Here is a 26747-nt window from a genome sequence, read left to right as displayed (position 1 = left end):
AGCCCCGACGCGTCGTATTGGTCATACGTGTGTCGGGGATCCCACAGCCGAGAAGGCCTCAGTAACTCCCGCAGGGGGGCCGCTACCCGCACCGCACCGCAAAACAAGTTTGGAAACAGCCTCTATAGCAGCACAAAACACTCACGGCACCTGGTCGGCGGAAATGGGGCGTCAGCTTTCGGTGGCCGCGTTGCGGGCGTCGGCGAGGCTCCGCAGGATCGGGTACACCAGCACGATGCCGACCGAGCCCCACACCAGGCCCGTGACCCGGAGCTCCCCCACCTGCAACGTCAGGTTGCCGACCCCGGCGATCACCGCGGTGCCCAGCACCACCAGGTTCACCGGATCCGCGAAGTCCACCTTGGCGTCCAGCCAGATCCGCGCCCCGACCAGCGCCAGCAACCCGAAGAGCACCAGCGTCGCGCCACCGAGCACGCCGAGCGGAATGGTGTTGATCAGCGCGCCGAGCTTCGGCGAGAACGACAGCACGATCGCGCCCACCGCGGCGACCAGGCAGGCCGCCGTCGAATACACCCGCGTCGCCGCCATGACCCCGATGTTCGCCGCGTAGCTGCTCAGCGCCGAGCCGCCCGCCGCGCCGGCCAGCGTGGTGGCCAGGCCGCCGCTGATCAGCGCGTCCCCGACGTACGGGTCGAGGTTGCGGTCGCTCATCGCGGCGACCGCCTTGACGTGCGCGACGTGCTCCGCGACCAGCACGATCACCAGCGGCAGCACGAACGGCATCACCGAGATGTGCGCCTGCGGGGCGATCAGCTGGGGCAGCCCGAACCAGGGCGCGGCGGCCAGCTCGTCGATCCGTTCCGGGACGAGATCACCGGCCATCGCGGCGTAGCTCCACCCGACCAGCACCCCGATCAGCACCGCGGCCCGCCCGGCCATGCCCCGGCTGATGACCGTGAGCAGCACGATCGTGCCGAGCGTCAGCGCCGCGGGCATGCGCTGCTCGCCGAACGAGGACACCGACTGCGGCGCGAGGCTGAGCCCGATCATCAGCACGACCGCACCCGTCACCACGGGCGGCATCGCGGACTCCAGCAGCCGCACGCCCAGCGCCTTGACCGCCACGCCGACGGCCATCACCACCAGACCGACCGCCACGATCCCGCCGAGCAGCGCGGCCGGGCTCGCACCGGCCTCGTCCGCGGCCGCGCCCAACGGCACCACGAACGCCACCGACGCGCCGAGGTAGGTGGGCACCCGGTTCCGGGTGAGCAGCAGGAACAGCAGCGTGCCGATGCCGGAGAACAACAGCGTGGTCGTCAGCGGGAAGCCGGTGAGCAGCGGCACCAGCGTCGTGGTGCCGAACATCGCCAGCAGGTGCTGCAGCCCGAATCCGATGGTCAGCGGCCAGCTGAGGCGTTCCTCGGAGGCCACGACGGCATCGCGCACCAGGCGTCGACCGTTGCCGTGCACGGTCCACAACGCCACATCGTCCTCCCCCGAGCCGCCCGGTCGGGCGAGGCCCTGCCACGGCATGTGATGACGATTGGAAGATTACTATTTCGCATCACACAATCAAGCCAACCCGCTCGGCTGATCAACGAAACGTCGACTACCAGCAGTGATATCGGCTCGGCGTGTCGCGTCAGGGCCGGTCGGATCGGCGCTGCGGGTCCGCGCCGGGCCCATCCGGCCCGAAGAGCTCCCGCAATCCGGCGGCCAGCCCGGCCAGCCGATCGGTGGCGTCCTGCATCAGGTACTTCTGCTCCGAAGCGCCGCTCGCGGCCACGGCTCGCCCCGCGGCGGCGACCAGACCGCCGTACCCGTCTAGGCCTTCGTCCAACTCCTCGCGCAGCCGCTGCACATCAGCCCGCAACGCGGGCTTCTGCGCCTCCGGCGCGTGCGGGATCGCCGCCTCCACGGCGACGAGCCGCTCCGCGACGCGCCGCAGCTCCGCTGCCGCGCTGTCCGCGGTGCCCCGCGCGTCGGCTGCAGCGCTACCCGCGCCCGCCGACGTCAGCTGCGCCAACGCGCGGTGCAGGCTCTGCTCCGCATCGCGCAGCCGCTGCATCGGCTCCCGCGCCGCCGACCCCTGCGAGGGCAGCGCCGCGGGCTCCGGCTGCGGCTCGGGTAGCGGTGTCTTCATGAGCCGCCGGTACTTCAGTCCCACGTTGACCGCGCCCACGCCGCTGACGACGGCGATGCCGCCGAGGCCGAGGGTGCTCACGTCCTGCAGGAACCATCCCATGTCGCCCAGCGCGGCCCACATCCCCGGCAGGGTCGCCGAGGCGGCCGCGCCGGCGCCGAACACGCCGGCCGAGGCCGCGCTGCCCACCGCGGTCCGCTTCGCCCGCTTGCGCTGCCGCAGCAACCGAGCCCGCGGGTCGCGCCAGTTGGCGAACTTCCGTCGCACCTCGGAGAAGAGCGGGCCGCGCAACTGTTCCAGCGCGGCCTCGCCCAACTGCGTCAGTTCCTGTTTGCGGGACTTCACATCTCGCTCGCTCAGGCTTGGCCGGCTTGCGGATTCTGCTGTTGCTGGGGCTGGGTCGCCGGCTCACCGGCCGCCTGCGAACCACCGGCGATCTGCTGCTGCTGGCCGCCCGTCACCTGCTGCTGCCCCGAGCCCGAGCCCATCGAGGCGCGCAGCTGCGCGAGCCGGCTGGCGCCAGCGGCGTCGACGGACGCCTGCTGCACCTCCAGCATCCGGCCCTGCACGCTGTTCTGCGCCAGCTCCGCCTCGCCCAGCGCGGTGGTGTAGCGGCGCTCGATCTTGTCCCGGACCTCTTCCAACGAGGGCGTGTTGCCCGGCGCGGAGATCTCGGTCATCTGCCGCATCGACGAGGAGACCTGCTCCTGCATCTTGGCCTGCTCCAGCTGGCTGAGCAGCTTGGTGCGCTCGGCGATCTTCTGCTGCAGGATCTGCGCGTTGCGCTCCACCGCCTGCTTCGCCTGTTCGGCGGCGCCCAGCGACTGGTCGTGCAGCGTCTTGAGGTCTTCGACGCCCTGCTCTGCGGTGACCAGCTGGCTGGCCAGCTGGGTGGCGGTCTCCTCGTACCTCTGCGCAGTCGCCTCGTCGCCGTTGGCGCGCGCCTGGTCGGCCATCACCAACGCCTGCTTGGCCGAGGACTGCAGCTTCTCGACCTCGCCGAGCTGCCGGTTCAGCTTCATCTCCAGCTGGCGCTGGTTGCCGATCACGGAAGCGGCCTGCTGGGAGAGGCTCTGGTGCTGCTTCTGGGCTTCCTCGATGGCCTGCTGGATCTGTACCTTCGGATCGGCATGCTCGTCGACCTTCGACGAGAACGCCGCCATGAAGTACTTCCAGGCCTTCACGAACGGGTTGGCCATCTCCTCCGCCTGCCTTCTTCTGTGCTCGGCTGCCCCATGCCGACACGACCGCACCGGGCGTGCCCGCTGGGTCCATCGTGTCAGGTAGTCGTGTCGGCTTCCACCAAACACGGTAGTTCGCCGGGATTTACCCGGAGCTACGACCCAAGATCGAACCAGAACGCCGCCGCCGCCCGACCACCGGGCCCCGAAAACGGTCGTGAGTGCTAAACCGGGCATATACCCGGTTCGGCACTCACTTCCCGCTGCTTCTCAGGGCTGTCTTTGAAGTGGCGAAGCCACTTGGCCCACGCACGCAACTTGCACCGCCGCGGGTTCTCAGGCTGTACCCGCCCGAAGGGGCTCTCGGCGAGGCCAGTCCCCGACGTGGTGAATTGGCATTCATGATGTCGGGGATCCCACAGCGAGAAGGCGACCGTAATTCCCGCAGGGCGCCGCCACCCGCACCGCCACGCAGAACGAGTTAAAGAACAGTCATCACGCCGCCACGACTACGCCGCCGGGTTTGCGCACCGGCGCGCTGATCCGCTGGCTGAGCATTGGCTGCAGCCGGTCCGCGCAGGCGCGCGGTTCGGCGTCCGTTCCGGCTTCGGCGCCTGCCAGCTGCTGCTGGGCCAGTTCGGCGTCGGAGAGCTCGGTGCCGATCAGGCTGGGCACCAGGCGGCCGCCGTCGATCTCCGCCGCCGTGGCCTGCTCGACGACCGACGACGGCACCAGCAGCGTCTCGTCGAGGTCGCCGGCCACGGTGACCAGGAGCTCCGGCAGCGGCAGGTCCAGGGCGTCGCAGATCGAGGCGAGCAGTTCGCTGGACGCCTCCTTGCGGCCCCGTTCCACCTCGGAGAGATATCCGAGGCTCACCCGGGCAGCGCGCGAAACGTCCCGCAAGGTCCGAGACTGTGCGGTCCGGGCGCGGCGCAGTCGTTCACCGACCGCCTCCCGCAACAATACGGTCATCGCGCGCCTCCCTTCCTTCGTCGCCTACCGCGTGCACCACGCGTGAACGCCACCTACGTTACTCATCCGAGGGCCCGAACGAGAACGATCGCCCACAAGTCCGCCGAGGGCGAACGCGCAGTGACCGTTTCCGGGCGCCGCCTTCTGCCAGCGCACAGCACCCCGTTGAATCAACGCAGCAGATCCGCGAAGTGTTCCAGCGCCACCCGAACGGCCGCAGCCCGCACGGCGTGCCGATCGCCGTCGAGGCGCACCGAGTGCACTGTTGTGCCGTCCGGCCCCGCGAATCCGAGGTGCACCGTGCCCGGCGGCACGCCATCCTGCGGATCGGGCCCGGCCACGCCGGTCAGCCCGATGCCCCAGTCCGCGCCGCAGCGCCGCCGGGCGCCGTCGGCGAGCATCTCCGCGACCTTCGGGTGCACCGCGCCGTGCGCCGCGAGCAGATCGCGATCGACCCCGGCCAGCTCCGCCTTCAGATCGGTCGCGTAGACGATCAGCCCGCCGCGGACCACGTCGCTGGCCCCGGGCACGTCGGTCAGCACGGCGGACATCAGCCCGGCCGTCAACGACTCCGCGGTCGCGACCGTTTCACCGCGCCGCCGCAACGCTTCGAGCAGGTCTGCCACCTGCGACAACGACAGTCCGATCTGATCGACGATCACGCGCCGACCTTGGCCCGGCCGGCGGCGCGCAGCCGCACCGCGCGCACGACGTAGTCGAGCCCGGTGACGACCGTGGCGACCAGCGCCGCGCCCATCACCACCCAGCGCGGCACGTCGGCCCAGCTACCGAGCGGCAGCAGGTAGAAGCCGATGGCGATGGCCTGCAGCAACGTCTTGACCTTGCCGCCGCGGCTGGCCGCGATGACGCCGTGCCGGATCACCCAGAACCGCAGCAGCGTGACGGCCACCTCGCGGCCGATGATCACCCAGGTGACCCACCAGCCCAGGTCGCCGAGCAGGCTCAGCCCGACCAGCGCGGCGCCGGTCAGCGCCTTGTCCGCGATGGGGTCGGCGACCTTGCCGAAGTCGGTGACCAGGCCGCGTTTGCGGGCCAGGTCGCCGTCGATGCGGTCGGTGATGGAGGCGATCGCGAACACCGCGGCGGCGATCCACCGCCACAACGTGTCGTGCCCGTCGTCCCAGAACAGCGCGACGAGGAAAACCGGCACCAGCGCGAGCCGGGAAACGGTCAGGATGTTGGCGATGTTGACCAGCGGCACAGGCTCGGACCGCGCCCCGGTCGGGTTCGCCGCTGCGGAGTCGGACGTCGCGCCATCGGCCATCATGGCTGCTCCCCGGGCCTGTTCTGCGCGGGCGTGCTGTCGATCGGGCGCACCACGAGGTCCACGCCTTCGCTGTCCACCACCTGGCAGAGCAGCACATCGCCCACGTTGACCTCTCCAGGATCGGTGACGAGGCATTCCCCGTCCACCTCCGGTCCCTGGTGGTCTGCGCGGCCGACGCACTCCTCGTCGCTGACGCGCTCGACGAGCACCCGCACCTCGGTGCCGATGCGGTCCTCGGCGCGCTGCGCGATCAGCTCGTCGACCAGGTCGGAGAGCTGCTCGACGCGCTCGTCGACGACGTCCGGGTCGATCTTGCCGTCGAAGCCGGCGGCCTCGGTGCCGTCCTCGTCGGAGTAGCCGAACACGCCGATGGCGTCCAGCCGCGCCCGGGTGAGGAAGTCCTGCAGCTCGGCGAAGTCGTCCTCGGTCTCGCCGGGGAAGCCGACGATGACGTTGCTGCGGATGCCCGCCTCCGGGGCGAGCTCGCGGATCTGCTCGATGAGCGCCAGGAACGACTCGGTGGAGCCGAACCGGCGCATCCGGCGCAGCACCGACTCGCTGGAGTGCTGGAACGAGAGGTCGAAGTACGGCGCGACGCCGGGAGTGGTGGCGATGGTCCGCACCAGGCCGGGCCGGGTCTCGGCGGGCTGCAGGTAGGAGACCCGCACCCGATCGATGCCGTCGATGGCGGCGAGCTTCGGCAGCAGCACCTCCAGCGCCCGCGCGTCGGCCATGTCCTTGCCGTAAGAGGTGGAGTTCTCGCTGACCAGGAACAGTTCCTTCGCGCCGTGCTCGGCCAGCCAGGCGGCCTCGCCCAGAATCTCTTCCGGCGGCCGGGACAGGAAGGAGCCGCGGAAGGACGGGATGGCGCAGAACGAGCAGCGCCGGTCGCAACCGGAGGCCAGCTTCAACGCGGCGACCGGCGAGTCGTCGAGCCGGCGGCGCGCCACCGCGCGGGCGGCCGGAACCCAGCCGTGGCCGGGCACCGCGACCTCGGCGGCCGCGGCGGGCCGGGCGACCGGGGTGATCGGCAGCATCTTGCGCCGGTCCTGCGGCTGGTGCGACTGAATGGCGTGCCCGGCGACGACGTCGTCGAGCCGGTCGGCGAGCTGGGCGTAGTGGTCGAAGCCGAGCACCGCGTCGGCCTCGGGCAGGTGCTCGGCGAGCTCGGCGCCGTAGCGCTCGGCCATGCAGCCGACGGCGACCACCTTCGCGCCGGTGTCGGCGGCGGCGAGCAGCGTGTCGACGGAGTCCTTCTTCGCGGATTCGACGAAGCCACAGGTGTTGACCACCACGACGTCGGCCTCGTCGGCGTCGACGAGATCCCAGCCGCGACCGTGCAGGTTTCCGGCTAGCTCTTCGGAATCGACCTCGTTGCGGGCGCAACCGAGCGTGACCATGGCGACTCGGCGGTGATTTTGCTCGGTTGACATGCGAGGAGCGTAACGTCCCGGCCGCCGCGGCCTGCGCACGAGCCCGCCAGGCGAAAACCCTGCCGTGGTCAAGATTACGGCCGCCCGGCGACCACTCCAACCCGTAGTTGGCTAGGCTTGCCTAATATGACTGCTCTCGTCGAGGTGCGCCCGGCCCGAGTCCGCGACGCCCGCACGATCAAGGCGTCGATCGACCACTACGCGGGAAAAGTGGTGCTGGGCAAGGAACTCGTCACGCTCTACGAGGGCATCCAGGAATTCTGGGTCGCCGAGCAGGCAGGCGAGATCGTCGGTTGCGGCGCGCTGCACGTGCTCTGGGAAGACCTCGCCGAAATCCGCACCGTCGCGGTCGACCCGATGGCCAAGGGCCGCGGCATCGGCCACGCGCTCGTGGCGCGCCTGGTCGCCACCGCCGGCGAGCTGGGCCTGTCGCGGATCTTCGTGCTGACCTTCGAGACCGAGTTCTTCGGCCGCCACGGCTTCCTGCCGATCGCCGACGCCCCGGTCCCACCCGACGTCTACGACGAGATCCGCCACTCGCCGGACGAAGGCGTGGCGCAGTTCCTGGATCTCGCGCACGTGAAGCCGAACACCCTCGGCAACACGCGCATGCTGCTGCGACTGGGCGCGTGACGCGCGGAGAATACGCATGCCGCGGCTGGATCGCGGCGCTACGATGCTCACATGAATGACTATGCGTCATCGGCGATAACGATTCGGCGGGCTCGGATCGCCGACGTGCGGACGATCAAGTCCCTGGTCGACGCCTACGCGGGCGAAGTGCTGCTGGCCAAAGAACTCGTCACGCTCTACGAGGACATCCAGGAGTTCTGGGTCGCCGAGCTCACCGAACCGGACGGCCCGAGCCGCGTCGTCGGCTGCGGCGCGCTGCACGTGCTCTGGGAAGACCTCGCCGAAATCCGCACCGTCGCGGTGGATCCGGCGGTGAAGGGTCGCGGCATCGGCCACCGCCTCGTGCACCAACTGGTCGACCTCGCCCACGAGCTGGGCCTGTCCCGGGTGTTCGTGCTGACCTTCGAGACCGAGTTCTTCGGCCGCCACGGCTTCCGCACCATCAACGGCGCCCCGGTCAGCCCGGATGTCTTCGAGGAGATGCGCCGCTCGGTCGACGCGGGCGTGGCGGAGTTCCTCGACCTGGCCAACATCAAGCCGAACACGCTCGGCAACACCCGAATGCTCCTCGAACTGACCTGACGCGCGGAGCAGCGGAGAATCGTCAAGGAGATCCACATGAAGCGTGGCTCGGTCGCGCTACCACCCGTCGTCGCCGAAGACGAGGTCTACGCCTGACAGGTGTGACCGCCGGACAACGGAATTCGCCGATTCCAGCACCAGACCACGTGGATCCCTCAGCTCCCGATCGGGTTAATTCCTGAACCAGCGTTCTCGTGCAGGTTGCTCAACCTTCCCGCAGACACCACCTGCAACGGTTATAACACGGGGAGTGATCCGTTCGGCCCGAGGAGACCAGCCGTGGAACGTTCCCCCGCTCGCCGTGGCTTCTTCACCTGCGCCGCCGCTGCCGGCGCGCTGTTGCTCACCGCCGGCACCGCGCACGCCGACCTCAGCCAGACCCGGCTGCGGGCGGTGACCGACGAGTACCTGTACGAGACCTCGCTCGACGCGTTCACCGAAACCCGCGCCGAGCAGCCCTACTCGGATCAGCTCGACTGGTCCTCCGACGGCTGCTCGATGTCGCCGGACAAGCCGCTGGGCTACAAGTTCCGCACCAGCTGCGATCGGCACGACTTCGGTTACCGCAACTACAAGAAGCAGGACCGGTTCAGCGAGGACAACCGCAAGAAGGTCGACGACAACTTCAAGGCCGACATGTACTCGGTCTGCGGCAGCGACGTGGTCTGCAAGGGCACCGCGAACATCTACTACTACGCGGTACGCGAGTTCGGTGGGACGACCGGTTCCACCGCCGAGGCCGTCGAACTGGCGCAGGTCAAGCCGGTGTTCTCCGGCAGCGGATCGCTGCTGGAGTACCACGCGGTCAACGCCATGGGTGGGACCGTGCGACTCGGCGCGAACGGCTGAGCACCGAGCGCGGTCGGCGAAGGGCGCGTCCGAGCGGGACGCGCCCTTCGCCGTCTTCGCCGGGTTTTTCCGCCACAGCGAAAAGGTAATGTGCCCTTCGCGCCCCGGCGCACGGCGAGAAGGGAACACGAATGGTCAAGCGGCAACTACCGCGCTGGTCCGAACTGCGTCCGTTGCTGCGGGTCAAGCCCCCGCAGCTCAACACGACCGAGCGGCGCCTGTCGGCCGCCCACTCGATCGCCGACCTGCGGGCCATCGCCCGTCGCCGGACGCCCCGCGCCGTGTTCGACTACACCGACGGCGCCGCCGAGGCGGAGATCAGCCTGCGCCGCGCCCGGCAGGCCTTCCGCAACGTCGAGTTCCGCCCCTCCGTGCTCCAGGACGTGTCCAAGGTGGACACCAGCACGACGGTGCTCGGCGAGCGGTCCGAGCTGCCGTTCTCCTTCGCCCCCACCGGTTTCACCCGCATGATGAACCACGAGGGCGAGCCCGCGGTGGCCCGCGTCGCGGAACGCGCCGGCATCCCCTACGCGCTGTCCACAATGGGCACCACCTCCATCGAGGACGTGTCCGCGGCGGCGCCGGGCGCCCGCAAGTGGTTCCAGCTCTACCTCTGGCGAGACCGCGAGGCCAGCCGCGAGCTGGTGCAGCGCGCCCAGGCCGCCGGATACGAGGCGCTGATGCTCACCGTCGACACGCCGGTCGGCGGCGCGCGCCTGCGCGACGCCCACAACGGCCTGACGATCCCGCCGGAGCTGACGCTCAAGACGATCGCCGACGGCGCGATGCACCCGGCGTGGTGGTTCAACCTGCTCACCACCGAGCCGCTGTCGTTCGCCTCGTTCAAGCACTGGTCCGGCACCGTGCAGGAACTGATCAACTCGATGTTCGACCCGTCGCTGAACCTCGCCGACCTGGAGTGGCTGCGGGAGCTGTGGCAGGGGCCGCTGATCGTCAAGGGAATCCAGAACGCCGACGACGCCCGGCGCGTGGTCGAGCGGGGCGCCGACGGCGTGGTGCTGTCCAACCACGGCGGGCGGCAGCTCGACCGGGCCCCGACCATGCTGGAACTGCTGCCTGCGGTCCGCGAGGCCATCGGCGGCCGGGCCGAGATCCTGCTGGACACCGGCATCGTCAGCGGAGCCGACATCGTCGCGGCGATCGCGCTCGGAGCGGACTCGTGCCTGATCGGCCGGGCCTACCTGTACGGCCTGATGGCCGGCGGCGAGCGCGGCGTCCAGAAGACGGTGGACATCCTCCGCGCCGAGGTCGTCCGAACCCTCCAGCTGCTGGGCGTCCACTCCATCGACGAGCTCAACACCACCCACGCCACCCTGCGCCACTGACCGGCGCACGGCGGCGTCTCCGCAGGTCACCGCCCGTGAGTGTTTTGTGCTGCTATGGCGACACAAAACACTCACGGCACCTGCCCTGCGGAGATGCGGCTCAGCGGCCGGGGCGGGGATCCATCGGCTTGACGTCGTGGCTGCTCGCCGTTCCGGCCGTCGCGTCGATCGGGCCGGTCGCGTGGAAGGCCTCGCACGGCCCGCCGATGTACTTCTCGAAGTCCGTCGTGATGTGGATGACCGACTTCCCGTCCGACGTCGGCAGCACGGTCGGGCTGAAGTTGCGGCAGACGCTGCCCTTGTTGTAGCTGAGCTGCACCGGGGACGGGATCTCCCGCCAGCCCCGCGCCAGGTCGGACGGGTTGTCGTTGACCATCAGCGTGCGCCCGTTGCCCGGCGCCCAGCCGCCGTTGTCGCCGCCGAGCATCTGGTACGCCAGCAGCAGCCGGCCGTTCGGGCCCGGCCCCGGCGCCCACGCGATCGTCGGCGTGCCCAGCGGCTGCCCGCCGGTTTCCGACACGATTTCCGTGCCCAGGTCATACGGGTCGCCGAAATCCCAGCCGTCGGCCGAAGTCCGCATCCAAACCGTGCAGATGTGCACCGGATCGTAGTTGCAGACCTCGTAGACCATCACATAAGTGCCATCCGGCAGCTGCCGGATCCCGGACATTCCTGGGCGCACCGTGAACTTGTCGTTCTTCAGCGTTTCCCGCAGATCGGTCCAATTCCGGCCGTCCGCAGAACGCACCTGGACCATCTTCTGGTCGTGCTTCGGATCGCCGTCATCGGAATAGAACGCGACCAGATCGCCCTGCGCGGACACCGTGAACTCGGGCTCCCACACGCCCGGCCCGACCGGCGCCTGCACGATGGCCGAAAGGAAGCTCCAGGTTTTCCCGTGGTCGTCGCTGCGCCACACGCGGATGCTGCTGTGCCGTTCCTCCGGGTCCGCGCCGATGCCGGCGGTGCCGGCCCACAGCAGGGTTCCGGCCGGCATGTCGCCCACCTGCCGCGGCAGCTCGTACAGCGTCGAGCAGCACATGCCCTTCGCGTCCGCGCCCTCCGGGTCGCGGATCTCGCCGATCTGCCGAAACGTCTCGCCGTCGTCACGGCTTTCGTAGATGACCGCGATACCGGCGCGGTCCACATAGGTCGTCATGCTGGCCAGCACGCGCCCGTCGGCCGGGCCGGAGTGCTGCAGCCGCACCATTCGCGGATAGCTGCTGCCGCCGGTGCGCATCAGCTCACCCTTGTCCACATCGGACGGCGCTACGTCCTGCCCGCCGACCGGGACACCCAACGCGATCTGCTGAAAACCCACCACCAGCAGCAACACCGACAACGACACCGATAACCAGGCGCGGACTTTCCGGACGACCATGCGAGAGCCCTTCGAAATCGCGGCGGATGAACTCCTCCAGCGGGCGGGACACTATCGCACGGAACCGGGATATCAACCCTTCGAACAATTCCGTTCAGCGTAATTCGGAAAGCGCAAACGGAGCAGCACGAATCCGGTGGAAGCGGCCGATAAATCGCTGGTTAAAACGCGGAAAACGGTAACGTCCCCGCATCTCCGGGAGATGCGGGGACGCCGGAATCACTCGGCATCCGGCGGCGGTCCGCCGCGGATCGAGTACAGCGTGTTCTCCAGCTCGTCCGGCTTGATCAACACCTCGCGCGCCTTCGAGCCCTCCGATGGCCCGACGACGCCGCGCGACTCCAGCAGGTCCATCAGCCGACCGGCCTTGGCGAACCCGACCCGCAGCTTTCGCTGCAACATCGAGGTGGAGCCGAACTGGCTGGTCACCACCAGCTCGGTGGCCTGCAGCAGGACGTCGAGGTCATCGCCGATGTCGGAGTCGACTTCCTTCTTCTCGCCCGCCTTGGCCGCCGTGACGCCGTCGGTGTACTCCGGGTCGGCCTGGTCCTTGGCGAACGAGACGATCCGGTGGATCTCGTCGTCACCGACGAACGAGCCCTGCACCCGCACCGGCCGGCCCGCCCCCATCGGCAGGTACAGCGCGTCGCCCATGCCGATCAGCTTCTCCGCACCCGGCTGGTCCAGGATGACCCGCGAGTCGGTCAGCGACGACGTCGCGAACGCCAACCGCGACGGCACGTTCGTCTTGATCAAGCCCGTCACGACGTCGACCGACGGGCGCTGGGTCGCCAGCACCAGGTGGATGCCGGCGGCCCGCGCCTTCTGGGTGATCCGCACGATGGCGTCCTCGACGTCCCGCGGCGCGGTCATCATCAGGTCGGCGAGCTCGTCGACGATGGCCAGGATGTACGGGTACGGCCGGTACTCGCGCTCGCTGCCCAGCGGCGCGGTGATCTCGCCCGAGGAGACCTTCCGGTTGAAGTCGTCGATGTGGCGCACCCGGTTGGCCTGCATGTCCTGGTAGCGCTGCTCCATCTCCTCCACCAGCCAGGCCAGCGCGGCGGCGGCCTTCTTGGGCTGGGTGATGATGGGCGTGATCAGGTGCGGGATGCCCTCGTACGGCGTCAGCTCCACCATCTTCGGGTCGATCAGGATCATCCTGACCTCCTGCGGGGTGGCCCGCGCGAGCAGCGACACCAGCATCGAGTTGACGAAGCTGGACTTACCGGACCCGGTCGAGCCGGCCACCAGCAGGTGCGGCATCTTCGCCAGGTTCGCGGTGACCATGTGGCCTTCGATGTCCTTGCCCAGCCCCATCACCAGCGGATGGGTGTCCTTGCCCGCCTCGGCGGAGCGCAGCACGTCGCCCAGCCGCACCATCTCCCGGTCGCTGTTGGGCACCTCGATGCCCACCGCGGACTTGCCCGGGATCGGCGCCAGCAGCCGGACGTTGTCGGTCGCCGCGGCGTAGGCGATGTTCTTGGTCAGCGCGGTGATCTTCTCGACCTTCACGCCGGGGCCGAGCTCGACCTCGTAGCGGGTCACGGTCGGTCCGCGGGTGAAACCGGTGACCTGGGCGTCGATGTTGAACTGCTCCAGCACCGCGGTGATGGCCTCGATCATGGAGTCGTTGGCGCGGCTGCGGCTCTTCGGCGGTTCGCCGTCGGTGAGCACGTCCAGCGGCGGCAACTGGTAGTCGCCTTCGACGCTGCGGCTGATCTGCGGCTTGCTGCTCTTCTTCGGCTTCTCCTCGGCGGCTTCGGCGACCGGCTTGGCCGGCACCGCGGCCGCCTTCGCCTTGGCGGGCTTGGACTGCTCCTCGGGCGCGTCCTCCAGCGACAGCTGGCGGTCCTCTTCGGACATCGTCGCCTGGCGACGGCGGGACGGCCGGCGCAGCTTCACCGAAGCCGGATCGGCCTCCAGCTCCTTGGCGGCGGCCGCCGGGCGGGCTTCTTCAGCCTCCTGCCCGAGACCGCGCAACCGGGCCGCTACCTCGCGCACCGGTGTGCCGGTGAGCACGAGCAGCCCGAACAGCCCGATCAGCACCAGCACCGGCGCCGCGACCCAGCCGGTGAGCCCGTGCGCGAGCGGCCCGCCGGCGACGAAACCGAGGGCTCCGCCGGCGTTCGGCCAGGCCTCGGGATCCAGCGGTGCGCCGGATGCGATGTGCAGGACGCCGAGCGTGGTGAGGATCAGCAGCAGCGACCCGACCACCACGCGAGGCCGCGCCTCGGCGCTTGTCTCGGTGCGCATCAGCAGCACGGCGGTGATCAGCAGAACTATCGGCAGCACCACGGCTGCCATGCCGATGACCGAGCGCAGCGCCCAGTCGAACCAGTGCCCGACCGGGCCGCCGGCCTGCCACCAGACGCCGGCGGCGGCGATCACGGCGGTCGCGAGGAAGATCAGCGCCAGCCCGTCGCGCCGGTGCGCGGGATCGAGTTCCTTGGTCTTGCCCACCGCCCGGACCACGCTCCCGACGCCGCGCGCGATGCTCCCGCCGCCTTTGGAGCTCGTCTTGGCGGATCGCTTCGGCGCTGGTCTGCGGGGTGCGTGCGTCGACGCGGGGCGGGGCTTGGCGCTCCCGGTGCTCTTCCGCGTGGTGCTCGACCTACCCGATCCGCCACTCCTGGCAGCGGAGCCGTTACTCTTGGTCGCGCTTTTGCCACGCGACGAGCCCCGTCCCCCGTTCGATGTCCGGCTCGCCATGCCCCACACGGTATCTCCACCCGCCTCGCGCGTCACACCAGCCACGGGAGATCGCTGGTCGAACGTTTTTCGGGCAATCCGCTCCAACCGGCGCAGCGCGCGTGAGATCCTCGACCATCATGGTCGCCCTACCTTCCAGCCCGCACGAGCCGACACGCCGAACCGACCGCGAGAAGCTGTTCCGCGACGCGCCGCTGCTGTGGCGAGCGCTGATGCGGGTGGACCGGGCGATCATCGGGCTGACCGGACGACTGGAAGTCACCGGCGACGTGCCGGATTCGGTTCGCGGCAAGCCGCTGCTACTGGCCGCCAACCACATCGGCAACCTCGACGCGCTGGTGCTGATCGCGGCCTGCCGCACCCGCCGTCTCGCGCCGCGCTTCCTCGCCACCGGCGGGCTGTTCGACGCACCGGTGCTGGGCAAGATGCTCCGCGCCTGCCGGCACGTCCGCGCCGACCGCGGCAAGAGCACCGCGGGCGAGGCCCTTGGCCGGGTGGTCGCGGCGCTGACCAGCGATCACCACCCGGTGCTGGTGTACCCGGAGGGCCGCATCACCCTCGAACCGGACATGTGGCCGGAGCGCGGGAAGACCGGCGTGGCCCGGATGGCACTGGCCTCCGGCGCCGCGGTGGTGCCGGTCAGCCAGTGGGGCGCCCACGAGGCGACGTGCTACGGCATGGTCCGTGTCGAAGGCCTCGGTGACCTGCGGATCCTGGTCGCGTCGTGGCTGCGGGCCGTCCGCCGCCGGCCGAAGCTGAAGGTCCACTTCGGAACGCCGGTGGACCTCAGCGACCTGTCCGCCGACCGAGTCGGCGACGCAACCAGGGCCCGCGATCGCATCATGCGCGCCATCGCGACCGGCATGGTGCCGCTGCGCGAGGGCGAACTCGGAGCGCCCCACCACTTCGACCCAACGCGCCCGGCCACCGACAAACCCAGCCCCTGGCGCCCGTGATCACGCTGCGCGATCTCCTCTAGCGGCCAGATGCGCAATGTGGTGCGAAGTCCCGATCGCGATCCAGTCCTGAGACCTCTTCGCCACCACGTCGCCCCTGGAACACTCTTCCAACCGCCGGTCTCCCCAAGACCCGGTTGCACTCTGCTCGTACTCCACCGATCCGACCATCTCCTGCGCCACTTCTCGGAAGTGCTCGCCGGGGTCTTCGCCGGGCAACGGTTTCCTCTTGTCGTCGCGGGCCATGGCGCGGAAGGCATACCGACTGCGGCGACCACCCGTGTAGAACAGGTACGGATTCGGTTGGACTCTCCCCTCCCCCGATTTCGCGGGTGCGGCGGCGCTGGGATGCACGATCCCGTAGTCGCCGTAGCGAACATCCAGCGAGCCGGCCTTGAGCTGCTGCCAAAGGGTGAACTCATGCCGAGGCCGGACACCTCCGTCCAGCTGGTGTCGCTTCGCCGGGATCGAACCGCCCAGCACTGTGATCGACTGGAACGAGTACCTCGCCGCAAGGCCGGCGATCAGCCGTCCGCATTCGCTGCTGGGGATAGTTCTTCGCAGGAAGCCTGCGTCGACCAACAGCTCAACTGCTTCGGGCGCGGTCTTCAACCCGGTCAAGCAGCGCTCGATCCTGTCGACGGCCAACTCCGCTGGGCAACTCGCCCGCACCCGGATGCCGAACGCGCAGTCAAACGACTCTCGGAGCAGCGCATACCCGCGCAGTTCTCGATCGTCCGTCCCCAGCGGCACCACCGGCGTGAAGGGCAGCTCCGCATCGAGCCTTAGCTGCCCGTCCGGCTCTTCGGTCAGAATCCGAACCACGGGGTCCAGAGGGCCGCCCGGCTGGTCCCGCAACAGGCTCGACTGGTGGAGCTGTGTCACGTCGAGGAGCGGTTTCTGCCCGTTGTTCGTCAGATGTTCGAGGGCCGCAGCAAGGCCCTTCAGCAGTTCAGGACCATCCGAAACCAGGTCGACGCAGATGCGGACGGCCCGCGCTTCGCTCGGTGTGACTTTTCGCAACGCCTCCAGCTCACCCGACTTGTTCCGCACGACGACCGTGGACGAATGCATCACTCCGACCTCCCCGAGCCGGACGATTCCTGCACCACGGTAAGAAGGTCCTGTCCGCGCCCGCGTCGGCTGAACGGTTGATCATCCCAGGCCGTGCGGGCGCCTGCCGAGCCGTCACCGAGCGGCTGACAGCATCGTTCCCTGATCCACCGGGCCGTCGGCGAACCCATCCCCGGACCGCATCAAGGCCGCGCTCACCATGCCTGCGCGGGGAGCACACAGGTAGGCCAATTTTCGCCAACCATGCGGTCCGACCTCGACTGATCCCGTTAACTGTCCACACTGGTCGCCAATCGGGCGCACCGAACTGGACAGACGGGGCAAACATGAGAAAAGTCGTCACCGCTGCCATGGCAGCCGGTCTGCTGGTCGGTTTGTCGCCTGCCATCAGCTCCGCAACCGCCGCGCCCGGACCGGTTTTCGAGCCCGCGCCGGTCCAATGGGGCCAGTGCGAGGACGCGAACCTGCAGAAGGCCGGGGCGGAGTGCGGGATGGTGACCGTCCCGATGGATTACGCCGATCCGGCGGGCGAGCAGGTCTCGCTCGCGGTTTCGCGGATCAAGCACACCGTGCCCGACGACCAGTACCAGGGCGTCATGCTGGTCAACCCGGGCGGCCCGGGCGGATCCGGGCTGAACTTGTCGATGCTCGGCGCGTACGTGCCGAAGGGCGCCGGTGCCGCGTACGACTGGATCGGGTTCGACCCGCGCGGTGTGGGCTCCAGCAAGCCTTCGCTGTCCTGCGACCCGAACTACTTCTCCTACGACCGCCCGCACTACGTGCCGACCACGCCGGAGCTGGAGAAGACCTGGCTCGACCGGTCCGAGGGCTACGCCCGGGCCTGCGGGAACGCCGGCAAGCTGATCGAGCACATCAAGACCACGGATGTCGTCGAGGACATAGACAGCATCCGGAAGGCGCTGGGCGCCGAGCAGATCAACTACTACGGCTTCTCTTACGGCACGTACCTCGGCCAGGTCTACGGCACCCTGCACCCCGAGCGGATGCGCCGGGTCGTGATGGACGGCGTGGTGAACGTCGAGGACGTCTGGTACGACGCGAACCTGAACCAGGACGTGGCCTTCGACCGCAACATCAAGATCTTCTTCGACTGGATCGCGAAGAACGACGCCACGTACCACCTGGGCACCACCGGCGCCGACGTGGAGAAGCTCTACTACGAGCAGCTCGCCAAGCTCGACCAGCAGCCGGCCGGCGACGTGATCGGCTCCGACGAGTGGACCGACCTGTTCCTGAACGCGGGCTACTCGCAGTCGACCTGGGACCGCCGCGCCAAGGCGTTCTCGGGCTGGGTGCACAACGGCGACTGGCAGGCGCTGAAGACGATCTACGACGGCGCCAACCCGCCGGGCGACGACAACGGCTTCGCGGTCTACCTGTCGGTGCAGTGCACCGACGTCAAGTGGCCGCAGAGCTGGGAGCAGTGGCGCAAGGACAACTGGGACGTGTACGCGAAGGCGCCGTTCGAGACCTGGGCAAATGCCTGGTACAACGCGCCGTGCCGTTCGTGGCCTGCGAAGCCGGGCAAGCAGGTCGAGGTCGACGGCAGCAAAGTGACCGACGCGCTGCTGATCAGCGAGGAGCTGGACGCCGCGACCCCGTTCCCCGGCGCGCTGGAAGCACGCAAGCGCTTCCCGAACGCCAGCCTGATCAGCCTGCCCGGCGGCACCACGCACTCGGGCTCGCTCGGCGGCAACGCCTGCCTGGACGACCAGATCGCCGACTACCTGGCCACCGGCAAGCTGCCGGCCCGCAAGACGGGTGACGGCCCGGACACGACGTGCGAGCCGCTCCCGCAGCCGACCCCTGAGGGCGTGGGCGCGCTGAAGGTCCGACCGCAACAACCCGCGGTCCTGCAAGAAGCCCTGCAGTCCAACTGGCACTGATCACCTGCTGAAGGGCCGGTCTCCGCGCGGAGACCGGCCCTTCAGCGTCGGTGTCCCCGGGAACGAAGCGAAGTGCCAGCCTCCGCGAGGGAGGCCGGCACTTTGTCCTAGGTGACGAGGTCTTGCGTCAGTGGTCGAAGATCGGCGCGTTGACGCAGTTGTTGATCTGCGGCGAGCCGATCGGCGCCACCAGCGCGAGGACGCCGACGTTGTTACCGCACAGCTGGACCGGCAGCACGCTGACGTTGTTGTCGTTCAGCAGGTTGATCCCGTCGTTGCCGTAGCTGTCGGCGAACGCCGGAGAACCGATCGCCAGCATTGCGACCGCGGCAGTGGCAGCGCCGAAGAGTCGAGCGGAAGTACGCACGTCAGACCCCAATCTCCCGTTGGTGATTCCTCCGGTCCAGGAGTCCACGTGCGCTCCGAACCGGCGAAGCCAACCCTTTCAGTGGATCTCCGGGCAGGCCCGCCGTGTGCTCCCAACGGGTTCCGTAGATCACCCCGTGGAGATCACGACCACCGACAGCGATCAAAAATAGTCGACAAATCAGACCAATAAGTCACTCGACCAGGTGATCGGTTCAGGGCCCGACCGCGAGCACGTTCGGCACGATCATCGGCCGCCGCCGGTAGGTCTCGGCTACCCAGCGACCCACCACCCGGCGCACCGCCTGGGCGATCCGGTGGGTCTCGGTGACGCCCTCCGCCTCGGTGCGGGCCAGCTCCATCTCCACCAGCGGCACCACGCCGTCCAGCGCCTTCGGGTCGTCGGAGAAACCGCGCCCGGAGATCGTCGGGGAGGACACCGCCCGGCCGGTCGACGCCTCGACGGCGACCGTGATCGCGATGAACCCGCCCTCGCCCAGCACCAGCCGATCCGACAGCGTGGACTCGCCCACGTCGCCGACCGACAGTCCGTCCACGTAGACGTGCCCCACCTCGACCCGGCCGGCGATCGCGGCGATCCCGTCCACGAGGTCCACCACGACGCCGTCCTCGGCGATCACCACGCGATCCGCCGGCACCCCGGTCAGCCGCGCCAGCTCGGCGTTCGCCCGCAGGTGCCGCCACTCGCCGTGCACCGGCATCACGTTGCTCGGCCGCACCGCGTTGTAGAGGTAGAGGAGCTCTCCGGCCGAAGCGTGCCCGGACACGTGCACCTTCGCGTGGCCCTGGTGCACCACGTCGGCGCCCAGCCGGACCAGGCCGTTGACCACGCCGAACACCGCGGTCTCGTTGCCGGGGATCAGCGAGCTCGCCAGCACCACGGTGTCGCCGGCGCGGATGCGGATCTGCTTGTGCTCGCCGCGCGCCATCCGGGACAGCGCCGAAAGCGGTTCGCCCTGCGAGCCGGTGGAGACGAAAGCCACCATGTGCTCGGGCATCGACAGCGCCTCGTCGAGATCGACCAGCAGCCCGTCGGGCACGCGCAGCATGCCCAGATCGGTCGCGATGCCCATGTTGCGCACCATCGAACGGCCGACGAAGCACACCTTGCGGCCGTGCGTCTCGGCCACGTCCAGCACCTGCTGCACGCGGTGCACGTGGCTGGCGAAGCAGGCCACGATCACGCGCTGGGTGGCCTTTCCGATCACCCGGTCCAGCACCGGCCCGATCTCGCGTTCGGGCGTGACGAACCCGGGCACCTCGGCGTTGGTGGAGTCCACCAGGAACAGGTCCACGCCCTCGTCGCCGAGCCGGGAGAAACCGGCGAGGTCGGTCAGCCGGTTGTCCAGCGGCAGCTGGTCGAGCTTGATGTCGCCGGTGTGCAGCACGACCCCGGCCGGGGTCCGGATGGCGACCGCCAGCGCGTCCGGGATCGAGTGGTTGACCGCGAAGAACTCCAGCTCGAAACCGCCGTGCTGGCTGCGCTGCCCCTCGGACACCTCCACCAGCACCGGGTCGAGCCGGTGCTCGCGGCACTTCGCGGCCAGCAGCGCGAGGGTGAACTTCGACCCCACCACCGGCAGGTCCGGCCGCAGCCGCAGCAGGAACGGCACCGCCCCGATGTGGTCCTCGTGCCCGTGCGTGAGCACCAGCGCGTCGATGTCGTCCAGCCGGTTCTCGATCGCGGCGAAGTCCGGCAGGATCAGGTCCACGCCCGGCGCGTCGTCCTCGGGGAACAGCACGCCGCAGTCGACGATCAGCAGCCGGTCCGCGTGTTCGAACACGGTCATGTTCCGGCCGACCTCGCCGATGCCGCCGAGCGCTACGACGCGCAGCCCACCGTCGGTAAGCGGGGGTGGTGGGGCCGACGATGTCGGCGTCACCGGGTGGTACTCGGTGGCTGTCGCCTTTGCGCTCAACGCTGGTTCACCTCTGTGCGGCGTCCGGATTGACCAGTACCAGGCCAGCATCCCACAGGTCACTGGTGATCAACCGCACCTGCTCCTCGGTAGCCGCGGGCAGCGGCAGTCGCGGCTGGCCGGTCTCGTAGCCGCACAACCGAAGCGCGGTCTTGGAGAAGATCACTCCGCCGACGAAATTCATCGACCGGTACACCGGCAGAAGTCCATTGTGGACTTCCCGGGCACCGGCGACGTCACCGGCCTCGTAGGCGTCCAGCATCTTGCGCAGCCGGTCCCCCACCACGTGGCCGATCACGCTGACGAAGCCGACCGCGCCGACCGACAGCCAGGGCAGGTTCAGCGGGTCTTCGCCCGAGTAGTACGCGAGATCGGTGCTGGCCAGCACCTCGCTGCCGGCCAACAGGTCGTGCTTGGAGTCCTTGACCGCCTCGATCCGCGGGTGCTCGGCCAGCCGCTTCAGCGTGTCGACCTGGATCGGCACGATGGAACGCGGCGGGATGTCGTAGAGCATCACCGGCAGCTCGGTGGCGTCGGCGACCGTCCAGAAGTGCTGGAACAGCCCCTCCTGCGGCGGGCGCGAGTAGTACGGCGTGACGACCAGCAGGCCGTGCGCGCCGGCGTGCTCAGCAGCGCGCGCCAGCTCGACCGAGTGCTCGGTGTTGTTGGTGCCGACGCCGGCCACCACGGTCGCGCGGTCGCCCACCGCCTCGACCACGGCGCGCAACAGCTGCTGCTTCTCGTGGTCGCTGGTCGTGGGGCTCTCGCCGGTGGTGCCGTTGACGACCAACCCGTCGTTGCCGACGCTGTCGACCAGATAGGTGGCGAGCTCCTGCGCCAGCGTCAGGTCGAGCTTTCCGTCTTCGTCGAACGGCGTGACCATGGCGGTCAGGACGCGGCCGAACGGGCGGCCCGGAGCAGCAGTGGGACAGACGGTCATGGCCCTGACGCTACCTGGTGAGATCCCTGCTCAGAGCCCCCGGATGGGCCTCGCGCCACATTCCGGAAACCCGGCGGCCGCAGGCCCGGGAATGCCGTGTTTCTTCCGGCCCGGCCGCCGTCGCGCGAGCGAGTTTCCGCCCCTCGCGTCAGAACGACCGGCGCAGGTCCTCGACCGCGAGCACATCGGCCTCGTTGCCCTCGGACGTGACCTTCGCTGCACGACGGCTGAAGGCGTGCAGGATCAGCTCGCTGGGCTCGCCGGCGAAGCGCACGGTGCGCGGACCGCGCTTGGCCGCGATCTCGGTGCCGTCCGGGCGGCGCAGCACCACGCCCACCGGGCTGCGCCCGTAGAACATCTTCGCGACCCGGGTCAGCGACTTCCACAGCGCTTCCTCGCGCTCCGGGTCGGACGGGCGCGGCTGCCAATCCGGCTGGGCCCGCCGGACGTCCTCGTGGTGCACGTAGAACTCGGCGGCGTTGACCGCCTCGTCCACGCCGGAGAAGCCGAGCGGGTTCCACTTCGGCGGCCCCTGCCGGATCTGGTCGATCAGCTCCGGCCAGGACAGCGCGCGCAGCTCGTTCTGGATGCGCTCGCTGCGATCGACGAGCGCCTTCACGAACTTGCCTGCCACCGCGTCCGGCCGCCGTTCGCGCACCACGAGGTGCACCGCGAGGTCTTTGGTGGTCCACCCGGCGCACAACGTCGGCGCGTCCGGGCCGAGCCGCTCGAACAGGTCGCACAACTGCTGGCGTTCATCGCTGGCCACACCCATGCGCCCACTCTAGCCACCGACGATCCGCGAGGTGGCGCAGGCGATCACTTCGTCGCGGAAGTCTGCAGCTTGTCGCCGGAGGCGCTGTGGAGGGCGCAGTAGATGCTCTGCGAGCCGGCTTTGCGGTCGCCCTCGGACTGGCGATACGCGTTCCAGGACTGCTCCGAGGGGATGAGCGTGACGTAGCGCAACGTGGTCTGCTTGCCCGGCGCGACGACCTTGTCCGAGGCGAAGTACATCGAGCAGTAGCCCTCACCGTATGCGGCCAGCACGGCTTTGCCGGGATAGGCCGTGTCGTAGCCGCTGGAGTTGAACGCGGACCCCGACGCGTAGAACTCGAAGTCGTGCGGGTCGGAGCAGGACGTCGTGTTGTTGACGGGCTCGCCTCGGGTGATCTTCCCGATGCCGCAGTCCTTGGCGTCCGGGTCGAATTCGTCGACGTCGCCGCCCTTTCCGAACACCAGGGTCGAATCCATCGCGGTCGGCGCACCACCGCCGACCAGCGCGAATCGTCCGACCAGGACTCCGGCGACGAACAGCACGACGGCGGCGACGGCCGCAGCGATCAGCCACGGGCGCTTGGACCGCTTCTGCTGCGGCGCTCCCTGGGCGACCCGGGTGGGGCTGCCGACCGGCACGGTCTGCTCCGGGCTAGTGCCGTTGGTGAACACGCTGTCCAGCAGCGCCCGGATCTGCGGGCCGGTGAACCGCGCCCGCGGATCGGCGATCAGCAGCCCGGTGATCACCGAGCCGATCATGCCGTGCGGGCGGGACAAGCGGGGCGTCTCGTTGAGCACCGCGTGCAGCGTGGCGGCCGTCGTCTGCCGCTCGAACGGCAGCCAGCCCTCGACCGCGAAGAACAGCGTCGCGCCCAGCGACCACATGTCGCTGGCCGGCGAGGCGTCGGCGCCCTTGATCCGCTCCGGCGCCATGAACGACGGCGAGCCGACGATCGCGCCGCTGGTGGTCAGCCGCGGGTCGTCCAGGGTCTGGGCGATCCCGAAGTCGGCCAGTTTGACCCGGCCGTCGGCGACCATGATGTTGCTCGGCTTCACGTCGCGGTGCACGATCCCCGCCGCGTGCGCGGTTTCCAGCGCGGAGAGCACCTGGCGGACCAGGTCGACGGCCTGCTCGGGGCGCAGCGGCCCATGCTGGGCGACGTAGTCGCTGAGCGTGACCGCCTGCACCAGCTCCATGACGATGTAGGTGACGCCGAACTCGGCCAGCACGTCGTGCACCGTGACCACCGCCGGGTCGTTCAGCCGTCCGGCGGTGCGCGCCTCGCGGAGCACCCGCTCCTCGAAGACCTGCCGCTCGGCCGGGGGCACGCCGTCGGGCAGATGCAGCTCCTTGATCGCTACCTCGCGGCCGATGACCTGGTCCCAGGCTCGCCAGACGATCCCCATGCCGCCGCGCCCGAGCTCCTGGACGACCTGGTACCGACCGCCGATCACCCGCGCCTGCTGCCCGGGCTCGATCTGCTCCACCACTGCGCCGTCCTCCACCGAAGTCCTCGCGCGCGACCACGCAGCGCAAACGTCCCTACCTCGCCGATCATCCAATCAGATGAGTCGGATCGCCCCTTTGACTGTGCGGGAGAACGATCGGTTCCCGGTCGGGCCACCCCGTGATGAGAAGCCCACCGGGACGAGACCGGCTGCAGACGTGCGGACGGCCGGGCCCGAGCGGGCACCGGCCGTCCATGCGCGGATCGCCTTGGCGAAACCCCGGTTCAGCCCTCGGTGACGAACGGGCTGGACGCGATCTCGGTGCCGTCCTTCAGCGTGGTGATCTCGAAGTCGCTGAACACGTTCGGCGCGGCCTTCTGCAGCTGCCGCAGGCACTCGATGGCGAGGCCGCGGATCTCGACGTCGGCCTGCTCGGAGGCGCGCATCGCCACGAAGTGCCGCCACGCCCGGTAGTTGCCGGTCACCACGATCCGCGTCTCGGTCGCGTTGGGCAGCACCGCGCGGGCCGCCTGGCGCGCCTGCTTGCGGCGCAGCGTCGCCTTCGGCTCGTCGGCGAACTTCTCCTCGAGCGCGGCGAGCAGGTCGGTGTAGGCGGCGACGCTCGCCTCGGTGGCCTGCACGAACTTCTCGTGCAGCTCCGGGTCTCCGGCGATGACGTCGGGCTCGACCATCGCGGCGTCGCGCTCCGGCACGTACCGCTGCGACAGCTGCGAGTAGGAGAAGTGCCGGTGCCGGATCAGCTCGTGGGTCAGCGAGCGCGACATCCCGGACAGGTAGAAGGACACGGAGCCGTGCTCCAGCACGGACAGGTGGCCGACCTCGAGGATGTGCCGCAGGTAGCCGGAGTTGGTGGCGGTGGCCGGGTTCGGCTTGCGCCACGACTGGTAGCACGCGCGACCGGCGAACTCCGCGAGCGCCTGCCCGCCGTCGGCGTCGGTCGACCAGGGCACGTCCTCCGGCGGGAAGAACTCGGTCTTGCCGATCAGCTGCACTTTCGGCCGCACGATCTCGGTCACGACGGGCGGGCCCCTTTCCTGCTCTGCACGGCGGTCGACGACCGCCGCAAACGACTCCCCTTGCGTGCATCGAGCGTAACCGGCGGCCCAGACAAGATCCCATGACGCCAGATGACACCATCAGGTCATTGCATGACGCCATCGACGCAGTCATAGTGGCGTCATGGATCTGAGCCCTTACATCGAGCAACTCCGCGAGGACCTGAGCTCCGCAGCCTCCGCCGGGGACGACCAGACCCGGCAGACCGCGGCGGTGCTGTCCGGCGCGATGGAGCCGGCCGCACGGCTGGCGATCATGAACGCACTGTCCGACCTGGCGGCGGAGGTGACGACCCTGCTGGACGGTCAGGTCGTCGACATCCGCCTCGACGGCCGCGACGTCCGAGTGGTGGTCAGCGGCGGCACCGCACCACCCACGGTGGAGGACGAGGCCGAACCACCGCCACCTCCGCCGAGCGGCGACAGCGGTGACATCAGCCGCATCACGCTGCGCCTGATGGAAGAGATCAAGTCGCAGGCCGAACAGGCCGCGTCGAGCCAGGGCGTGTCGTTGAACACCTGGGTCGCGCAGGCGGTTCAGGGCGCGCTGCACACCGGGCGGCCGCGCGGCCCGTGGGACCACCCGCGGCATGGGCGCGGCCGACCATGGGGACCGCCCGGCGGCGGCCCGCGCGGGCGGTGGCGCGGCGAACCCGGCTCACGGGTGCGCGGCTGGGTAGAAGGCTGAGAGGAGGGATCGCGATGACGAACGACGAGACCACGGGCGACGGCATGACCGAGCCCGCGGATCGGCCGAGCGCGGAGGAGCGGTTGGCCGAGCTGGTGCGCAGCCAGGACTTCAACACCGCTGGGCCGATTCGCATCGACATCGGCAACAGCCTGGGGCCGGTCGTGATCGAGTTGGCCGAAACCGCGACCACCCACGTCGAGGTCCGGCACGATTCCGCCGCCAGCGGGCCGGACTGGCGTAGCGGCCTGACCGGGTTGCTGAGCTGGGTCACCGAGCAGTTCGGCGAGGCCGGCATCCGCACCGGTGGCGAGGCGGACCGCGGACGCGGGCCGCAGGAGCCGATCTCCGAGGCCGTGCGGCGGACGCGGATCGACCTCACCGGCAACCGGCTCGCCGTTCGGACGCCGGCCAACGCGCCGCTGCGCAACGTCCCGCTGGCGGTCAAGGTGCGCGCCCCGCTGGACTCGGAGGTCGGGGTGCACTCCAGCTCCGGCGAGGTCAGCGTGACCGGCGCGGCCGGGCGGATCAACGTCCAGGCCGGTTCCGGCACGGTGTCGATCGAGCGGGCGTCGGATCGGGCCACGATCCGGTCCGGTTCCGGCCAGCTCCGGCTCGGCACGATGGCCGGCGGCGTGCATGCGCGCAGCGGCAGCGGCGACGTCGAGATCGGCGTGATCGAGACGGCGTCGTCGGTGGCCACCGGCAGCGGGAACGTCTGGCTCGGCACGGTGTCCGGCGACGTGCTGGTGCGTTCCGGCAGCGGCGACCTGACGGTCGCGGACGCGACCGCCGGGCAGCTCGAGCTGATCACCGGTTCCGGCGAGCTGCAAGTGTCGGTCCACCGCGGAACCTCTGCGGAGGTGGACCTCACCTCGTCCACCGGCACGGCGAGCAGCGACCTGGTGGTGTCCGAAGAACCTCCAGAGAAGGAACCGAAGCTGCAGATCTTCGGCCGCACAGGAACGGGTGATGCCGTGTTGACAAGCGCCACGTGAACGTGGAAGACCGGGCATGAGCGCCGAAACGGGCGTACAGCTCCGCGTCGCGAGGCTGGCAGGTGACGGTGAGCCGGGCGCCGTCCACGTCCAGG

The 26747-nt window shown here is 69.6% G+C and carries 24 protein-coding genes; 8 read left to right on the top strand and 16 right to left on the bottom strand.

The window, feature by feature from the left end; all coding sequences use genetic code 11:
• Positions 1–171 precede the first annotated feature (171 nt).
• The 7 genes from AB0I53_RS42230 to rimO all read right to left on the bottom strand — a co-directional run bounded on the left by AB0I53_RS42230 (position 172) and on the right by rimO (position 6981).
• On the bottom strand, positions 172–1449 hold the full coding sequence (locus AB0I53_RS42230) for a solute carrier family 23 protein (RefSeq protein ID WP_358614925.1): 1278 nt from the start codon (positions 1447–1449) through the stop codon (positions 172–174).
• A 157-nt stretch (positions 1450–1606) separates the two neighbouring features.
• Complete coding sequence (locus AB0I53_RS42225) at positions 1607–2452, bottom strand: hypothetical protein (protein WP_358614919.1); 846 nt, start codon at positions 2450–2452, stop codon at positions 1607–1609.
• 11 nt (positions 2453–2463) lie between these two features.
• Positions 2464–3306: a PspA/IM30 family protein gene (locus AB0I53_RS42220; RefSeq protein WP_358614917.1), complete on the bottom strand. Its 843-nt coding sequence runs from the start codon at positions 3304–3306 to the stop codon at positions 2464–2466.
• A gap of 477 nt (positions 3307–3783) precedes the next feature.
• Positions 3784–4260, bottom strand: a complete 477-nt coding sequence (locus tag AB0I53_RS42215; RefSeq protein ID WP_358614915.1) for a helix-turn-helix transcriptional regulator — start codon at positions 4258–4260, stop codon at positions 3784–3786.
• 170 nt (positions 4261–4430) lie between these two features.
• On the bottom strand, positions 4431–4922 hold the full coding sequence (locus AB0I53_RS42210) for a CinA family protein (protein WP_358614913.1): 492 nt from the start codon (positions 4920–4922) through the stop codon (positions 4431–4433).
• Complete coding sequence (gene pgsA, locus AB0I53_RS42205; protein WP_358614923.1) at positions 4919–5545, bottom strand: CDP-diacylglycerol--glycerol-3-phosphate 3-phosphatidyltransferase; 627 nt, start codon at positions 5543–5545, stop codon at positions 4919–4921. Before pgsA ends, AB0I53_RS42210 begins: the two co-directional genes overlap by 4 nt.
• A complete protein-coding gene (rimO, locus tag AB0I53_RS42200; RefSeq protein ID WP_358614911.1) occupies positions 5545–6981 on the bottom strand; it encodes a 30S ribosomal protein S12 methylthiotransferase RimO in 1437 nt (478 codons plus the stop codon). Before rimO ends, pgsA begins: the two co-directional genes overlap by 1 nt.
• Positions 6982–7107: 126 nt before the next feature.
• On the opposite strand from rimO, the gene AB0I53_RS42195 reads away from it, so the two are divergent.
• The 4 genes from AB0I53_RS42195 (at position 7108) to AB0I53_RS42180 (ending at position 10391) form a co-directional block, all read left to right on the top strand.
• Positions 7108–7614: an amino-acid N-acetyltransferase gene (locus AB0I53_RS42195; protein WP_358614909.1), complete on the top strand. Its 507-nt coding sequence runs from the start codon at positions 7108–7110 to the stop codon at positions 7612–7614.
• A gap of 51 nt (positions 7615–7665) precedes the next feature.
• A complete protein-coding gene (locus tag AB0I53_RS42190) occupies positions 7666–8196 on the top strand; it encodes an amino-acid N-acetyltransferase (protein WP_358614907.1) in 531 nt (176 codons plus the stop codon).
• A 279-nt stretch (positions 8197–8475) separates the two neighbouring features.
• Positions 8476–9045 carry a phospholipase gene (locus tag AB0I53_RS42185; RefSeq protein ID WP_358614905.1) on the top strand — a complete coding sequence of 190 codons (570 nt, stop codon included), beginning with the start codon at positions 8476–8478 and terminating at the stop codon, positions 9043–9045.
• 131 nt (positions 9046–9176) lie between these two features.
• Positions 9177–10391 carry an alpha-hydroxy acid oxidase gene (locus tag AB0I53_RS42180; protein ID WP_358614903.1) on the top strand — a complete coding sequence of 405 codons (1215 nt, stop codon included), beginning with the start codon at positions 9177–9179 and terminating at the stop codon, positions 10389–10391.
• A gap of 100 nt (positions 10392–10491) precedes the next feature.
• Here the strand turns inward: AB0I53_RS42180 and AB0I53_RS42175 are convergent, their stop codons facing one another.
• Positions 10492–11772, bottom strand: coding sequence for an exo-alpha-sialidase (locus tag AB0I53_RS42175; protein ID WP_358614901.1), 1281 nt, complete (start codon positions 11770–11772; stop codon positions 10492–10494).
• A gap of 219 nt (positions 11773–11991) precedes the next feature.
• A complete protein-coding gene (locus AB0I53_RS42170; RefSeq protein ID WP_358614898.1) occupies positions 11992–14484 on the bottom strand; it encodes a DNA translocase FtsK 4TM domain-containing protein in 2493 nt (830 codons plus the stop codon).
• Between the two features lie 212 nt (positions 14485–14696).
• Here AB0I53_RS42170 and AB0I53_RS42165 point away from each other — a divergent pair, with 212 nt between their 5' ends.
• A complete protein-coding gene (locus AB0I53_RS42165) occupies positions 14697–15440 on the top strand; it encodes a lysophospholipid acyltransferase family protein (protein WP_358614921.1) in 744 nt (247 codons plus the stop codon).
• Here AB0I53_RS42165 and AB0I53_RS42160 read toward each other — a convergent pair whose 3' ends face one another.
• The gene (locus AB0I53_RS42160) at positions 15441–16493 is read right to left on the bottom strand and encodes a hypothetical protein (protein ID WP_358614896.1); all 1053 of its coding nucleotides are present in this window, start codon (positions 16491–16493) and stop codon (positions 15441–15443) included. It abuts the gene before it with no gap.
• 347 nt (positions 16494–16840) lie between these two features.
• Between AB0I53_RS42160 and AB0I53_RS42155 the strand changes: the two genes are divergently transcribed.
• Positions 16841–18421 carry an alpha/beta hydrolase gene (locus AB0I53_RS42155; RefSeq protein WP_358614894.1) on the top strand — a complete coding sequence of 527 codons (1581 nt, stop codon included), beginning with the start codon at positions 16841–16843 and terminating at the stop codon, positions 18419–18421.
• 127 nt (positions 18422–18548) lie between these two features.
• Here the strand turns inward: AB0I53_RS42155 and AB0I53_RS42150 are convergent, their stop codons facing one another.
• The 6 genes from AB0I53_RS42150 to thyX all read right to left on the bottom strand — a co-directional run bounded on the left by AB0I53_RS42150 (position 18549) and on the right by thyX (position 24927).
• The gene (locus tag AB0I53_RS42150) at positions 18549–18788 is read right to left on the bottom strand and encodes a hypothetical protein (RefSeq protein WP_358614892.1); all 240 of its coding nucleotides are present in this window, start codon (positions 18786–18788) and stop codon (positions 18549–18551) included.
• Between the two features lie 214 nt (positions 18789–19002).
• On the bottom strand, positions 19003–20727 hold the full coding sequence (locus tag AB0I53_RS42145; protein WP_358614890.1) for a ribonuclease J: 1725 nt from the start codon (positions 20725–20727) through the stop codon (positions 19003–19005).
• 7 nt (positions 20728–20734) lie between these two features.
• Positions 20735–21667 (bottom strand): 4-hydroxy-tetrahydrodipicolinate synthase, encoded by a 933-nt coding sequence (gene dapA, locus AB0I53_RS42140; protein WP_358614888.1) that lies wholly within the window; start codon positions 21665–21667, stop codon positions 20735–20737.
• 148 nt (positions 21668–21815) lie between these two features.
• On the bottom strand, positions 21816–22442 hold the full coding sequence (locus AB0I53_RS42135) for a TIGR03085 family metal-binding protein (protein WP_358614886.1): 627 nt from the start codon (positions 22440–22442) through the stop codon (positions 21816–21818).
• Positions 22443–22486: 44 nt separating this feature from the next.
• Complete coding sequence (locus AB0I53_RS42130; protein ID WP_358614884.1) at positions 22487–23947, bottom strand: serine/threonine-protein kinase; 1461 nt, start codon at positions 23945–23947, stop codon at positions 22487–22489.
• A 227-nt stretch (positions 23948–24174) separates the two neighbouring features.
• Positions 24175–24927 carry an FAD-dependent thymidylate synthase gene (thyX, locus tag AB0I53_RS42125; protein ID WP_358614882.1) on the bottom strand — a complete coding sequence of 251 codons (753 nt, stop codon included), beginning with the start codon at positions 24925–24927 and terminating at the stop codon, positions 24175–24177.
• A gap of 163 nt (positions 24928–25090) precedes the next feature.
• Between thyX and AB0I53_RS42120 the strand changes: the two genes are divergently transcribed.
• Both AB0I53_RS42120 and AB0I53_RS42115 read left to right on the top strand, forming a co-directional pair.
• Entirely contained in the window at positions 25091–25654 is a 564-nt protein-coding gene (locus AB0I53_RS42120; RefSeq protein WP_358614880.1) for a toxin-antitoxin system HicB family antitoxin, read from the top strand.
• Positions 25655–25668: 14 nt separating this feature from the next.
• Positions 25669–26652, top strand: a complete 984-nt coding sequence (locus tag AB0I53_RS42115) for a DUF4097 family beta strand repeat-containing protein (RefSeq protein WP_358614878.1) — start codon at positions 25669–25671, stop codon at positions 26650–26652.
• The last annotated feature ends 95 nt before the right edge of the window (positions 26653–26747 follow it).

The organism is Saccharopolyspora sp. NPDC050389, assembly GCF_040655595.1.
In the GTDB taxonomy this organism is placed as follows: domain Bacteria; phylum Actinomycetota; class Actinomycetes; order Mycobacteriales; family Pseudonocardiaceae; genus Saccharopolyspora.
The sequence above is the reverse complement of the archived record's forward strand: the minus strand, read 5'-3'. Positions and strand labels throughout refer to the sequence as shown.

Coding starts and splice junctions, on each gene's coding strand:
- dapA (WP_358614888.1), bottom strand. CDS start 21,667: ATGACCGTCTGTCCCACTGCTGCTCCGGGCCGCCCGTTCGGCCGCGTC.
- AB0I53_RS42220 (WP_358614917.1), bottom strand. CDS start 3,306: ATGGCCAACCCGTTCGTGAAGGCCTGGAAGTACTTCATGGCGGCGTTC.
- pgsA (WP_358614923.1), bottom strand. CDS start 5,545: ATGGCCGATGGCGCGACGTCCGACTCCGCAGCGGCGAACCCGACCGGG.
- AB0I53_RS42175 (WP_358614901.1), bottom strand. CDS start 11,772: ATGGTCGTCCGGAAAGTCCGCGCCTGGTTATCGGTGTCGTTGTCGGTG.
- AB0I53_RS42155 (WP_358614894.1), top strand. CDS start 16,841: ATGAGAAAAGTCGTCACCGCTGCCATGGCAGCCGGTCTGCTGGTCGGT.
- AB0I53_RS42195 (WP_358614909.1), top strand. CDS start 7,108: ATGACTGCTCTCGTCGAGGTGCGCCCGGCCCGAGTCCGCGACGCCCGC.
- AB0I53_RS42165 (WP_358614921.1), top strand. CDS start 14,697: ATGCGGGTGGACCGGGCGATCATCGGGCTGACCGGACGACTGGAAGTC.
- AB0I53_RS42215 (WP_358614915.1), bottom strand. CDS start 4,260: ATGACCGTATTGTTGCGGGAGGCGGTCGGTGAACGACTGCGCCGCGCC.
- AB0I53_RS42120 (WP_358614880.1), top strand. CDS start 25,091: ATGGATCTGAGCCCTTACATCGAGCAACTCCGCGAGGACCTGAGCTCC.
- AB0I53_RS42180 (WP_358614903.1), top strand. CDS start 9,177: ATGGTCAAGCGGCAACTACCGCGCTGGTCCGAACTGCGTCCGTTGCTG.
- AB0I53_RS42115 (WP_358614878.1), top strand. CDS start 25,669: ATGACGAACGACGAGACCACGGGCGACGGCATGACCGAGCCCGCGGAT.
- AB0I53_RS42190 (WP_358614907.1), top strand. CDS start 7,666: ATGAATGACTATGCGTCATCGGCGATAACGATTCGGCGGGCTCGGATC.
- rimO (WP_358614911.1), bottom strand. CDS start 6,981: ATGTCAACCGAGCAAAATCACCGCCGAGTCGCCATGGTCACGCTCGGT.
- AB0I53_RS42170 (WP_358614898.1), bottom strand. CDS start 14,484: ATGGCGAGCCGGACATCGAACGGGGGACGGGGCTCGTCGCGTGGCAAA.
- AB0I53_RS42135 (WP_358614886.1), bottom strand. CDS start 22,442: ATGGGTGTGGCCAGCGATGAACGCCAGCAGTTGTGCGACCTGTTCGAG.